Annotated in this window: 4 protein-coding genes and 1 pseudogene; all 5 read left to right on the top strand. The window is 29.4% G+C overall.

Going from position 1 to position 3,466, the window contains the following annotated elements; genetic code table 11:
• Positions 1-847: DEAD/DEAH box helicase (locus tag JJE11_RS16785; RefSeq protein WP_291637686.1), on the top strand; the 847-nt coding region annotated here is incomplete at its 5' end.
• Positions 848-890: 43 nt separating this feature from the next.
• Complete coding sequence (locus JJE11_RS16780; protein WP_291637684.1) at positions 891-1,307, top strand: hypothetical protein; 417 nt, start codon at positions 891-893, stop codon at positions 1,305-1,307.
• Between the two features lie 149 nt (positions 1,308-1,456).
• A complete protein-coding gene (locus tag JJE11_RS16775) occupies positions 1,457-1,900 on the top strand; it encodes a tellurite resistance TerB family protein (protein ID WP_291637682.1) in 444 nt (147 codons plus the stop codon).
• A gap of 303 nt (positions 1,901-2,203) precedes the next feature.
• Positions 2,204-3,151, top strand: a complete 948-nt coding sequence (locus tag JJE11_RS16770; RefSeq protein ID WP_291637680.1) for a sugar ABC transporter permease — start codon at positions 2,204-2,206, stop codon at positions 3,149-3,151.
• A 9-nt stretch (positions 3,152-3,160) separates the two neighbouring features.
• Positions 3,161-3,466: pseudogene (locus JJE11_RS16765) on the top strand (carbohydrate ABC transporter permease); the annotation flags it as partial.

Genomic DNA, 3,466 nt, shown 5'->3' with positions numbered 1-3,466 from the left:
TTTATATTCAAAAGAAATTTTTGAATCCAAATTCACAATTAAAGTAGAAGGTGATTTAGAGGAACTTAAATTATTAATAAAACCTTTTCTTTTAAGAAGAACTAAAAAAGAAGTGCTTAAAGAATTGCCTGATAAAATAGAAAAGAAATTTATAGTGGAGATGACGGGGGTTCAAAAGGCTGTATATAAATCTTATATTAAAGTAGTTAGAGGCGAAATGAAAAATAACAGTGAGGGTAAAATAGAGATTTTTTCTTATTTAACTAGGTTAAGGCAAATTTGTTTAGATCCATCTCTTGTAATAGATGATTACAAAGGTGGAAGTGGAAAGTTAAAAATAGCAATGGAACTTGTTGAAAAACACATAAATTCACAGGGGAAAGTCCTATTATTTTCTCAATTTACGTCAGTACTTAAAAATATAGGAGAAAATTTAAAGGGAAAAGGAATAAGTTACTTCTATTTAGATGGAAAAACAAAATCAAAGGATAGGATTAAATTAGTAGATGAATTTAATAACAGTTGGGAGAAGAAAGTATTTTTAATATCACTAAAGGCAGGTGGAACAGGTCTTAACTTAACCTCAGCAAATCTAGTTATACATTTTGACCCTTGGTGGAACCCCGCAGTAGAGGATCAAGCAACAGATAGAGCTCATAGAATTGGTCAAAGAAATGTAGTAGAAGTAATTAAATTAGTTGCTAAGGGAACTATAGAAGAAAAAATTATTATGCTTCAAGAAAACAAAAAGAGTTTAATAGATAGTGTAATTACAGGGGAACTTACGAGTAGTGATGTTCTAGGGAAGCTTACAAAGGAAGAAATTCTGGAGCTTTTTAGGTTTTAGGGATGCCATCTGATGCTGGTATCACCAAAAGGAGGAATAAAAGATGTACGTAGAATTTAATAATCAAGTTGTAGATAGCAAAGATATAAAAGATATAATTGAAAAAAACACGGAATTTAAAGTAGTTAAAGACATGAGCAAAGGTTCAAAGAGAGATGACATATTAGCATTTAATTTAAGCGTAGAAATAAATATCTTAAATGATTTAATGGAAGAGGAAGAATGTATTGTAAATGAATTAATAGAAGATGAATTATTTGAAGAATACCTATCACTGGCTGAAGAAATTGCAATGGATATTGAAGAACACGTTCCAGAGGGCGCCATTATGGATATTAAAGCTTATAAGTGGGATAAATCAGATAATTGTATAAAATTAGTTATAATTATAGCTCCTGAATATATTATAGAATTGAAATTAAGGGATATTATGAGGAGACTGATAACACAGGTGGAGTAATACTATGGTTATAACAAAATATAAATATATTTTGTAATTTTAAACAATTTGTTAAATATTTAAAATATGCAGGAAAAATATATTAAGTAGAGAATTTAATTAAGTATAGGTTAAAAAATAATATATTTAAAATTTAAGGAGTGTTAACTATGGGAATCGGTGACTGGTTAAGAGAACAAAAGGGTAAAACACAAGCTGGAATTAAGCAATTTGCAAATAAAGATTTTATGGAAGCAGTAGCGGCAGGTTGTGCACTTATTGCAAGCGCTGATGGAGATATAAGCGCAGACGAAAAACAAAAGATGGTAGGATATATTAATCTTAATGATGCATTAAAGGTTTTTAAATTAAGCGATGTCCTAGCTAGGTTTAATCACTATGCAGATATGTTTGCATTTGATTATAATGTTGGAAAGGCTGAAGCTATGAAGGCAATTACTAAAATGAAAAGTAAACCAGATGCTGCGAAAACATTATTGGCAGTATGTTGCGCTATAGGGGCAGCAGATGGTAATTTTGATAAAGATGAAATTGCACTAGTTAGAGAAATGTGCTCAAACCTCGGTGTGGATCCAGCAGATTTTAAACTTTAATAATAAATACATATGTAAGGTAACCATAGAACAACAAATTGTTCTATGGTTTTTTTTGTACCTATTAATGAAAAATTTTTCAAAAGAATATAATTTATAAACTGATATATGACTAGTATATTCTAGCTAGGATTAATTAAAATAGAATATATTGAGCTGAATATAATTAGTTGTAAAAAAAGGTTGATAATATAGTGGTACGAATGATAAAATATATTAGGTAATGTTAAATTATTCATAAAATTGAAACAATTCATAAATATAACCATAAACATGAAATTTATGTGAATCAGGAGGAATGAGTTGGAGAGAGCGAAAATAAATTTACAAAATAAAGAAAAGAATAAAAACAAATTAAAGATAAAGTGGAAAAAAATAAAAGAAGACAAAGTACTTTACCTTATGCTTCTACCACCACTTATATATTTTGTAATATTCCATTTGATCCCTTTAGCAGGCATGTCGCTCGCATTTTATGATTATAGAATTATTGGAGATAATGTGTTTGTGGGATTAAAGCATTTTAAAACTTTGCTTAGTTCTCCTAGTTTTTTTCAAGTACTTAAAAACACTATTATAATAAGCACTATGAAAATAGTATTCTTCTTCCCTATACCAATAATTTTCTCTTTGATTATAAGTGAACTAAGATCGAAGAAGTTTAGAAAATATGTACAATCAGTGGTATATTTACCACACTTTCTTTCATGGATTGTAATTACAGGTATATGGATTAAGTTGTTATCTACAAATAGTGGCGGAGTAAATAACATCTTAAATATATTTAATTTACCCTCTATTGATTTTATGACAAACAAAGGTTATATAAGATGGGTATTAGTTTTTTCAGAAATGTGGAGAAGTGCAGGGTGGGATTCAATAATATATTTAGCAGCTATAATTAGAATAAGTCCTGCACTATACGAATCAGCGAGAATAGATGGCGCATCTAGACTTGATGAGATGATACATATTACAATACCAGAACTAGTAACAACTATAGTCACAGTATTTATTCTAAACTTAGGATTCTTTATGAATGCAGGCTTCGACCAAGTATTTAACTTTATGAATGATTCTGTTATAAGCGTAATTGATATAATAGATACTTATGTTTATAGGATAGGATTAATAAATGGTCAGTATGCTTACGCTACAGCAGCAAGTTTATTCAAGGGCGTAATCGGAATTATATTGATCTTTACCACACACTTTTTAGCTAAAAAAATATCTGGGAAAGGGTTATGGTAGGGTGAATAGATGAAAAATAAAGAAAATTTAGCTCGCTTAATATTATATACATTATTATTTATTGTAACTTTGTCAATGCTTCTACCAATTTTAAATTTACTTGCACTGTCACTTACGGACCCTGCTCGCGTAAAAGAAGTAACAGGACTTACGATTATACCAAAAGGGTTTTCACTTGATAATTATAGCGCTTTATTTTCTAATCCTCAGATTATGAAGAGTCTTTTTAATTCAGTATTTGTAACTGTAATAGGTACTGTATTAAATTTATGTTTAACAATAATGGCTGCTTATGCACTTACAAGGCCCGGTCTT

The organism is Clostridium sp. (genome assembly GCF_016650095.1).
GTDB lineage: Bacteria > Bacillota > Clostridia > Clostridiales > Clostridiaceae > Clostridium_AD.
This window is presented reverse-complemented; position numbering and strand designations above follow the sequence as displayed.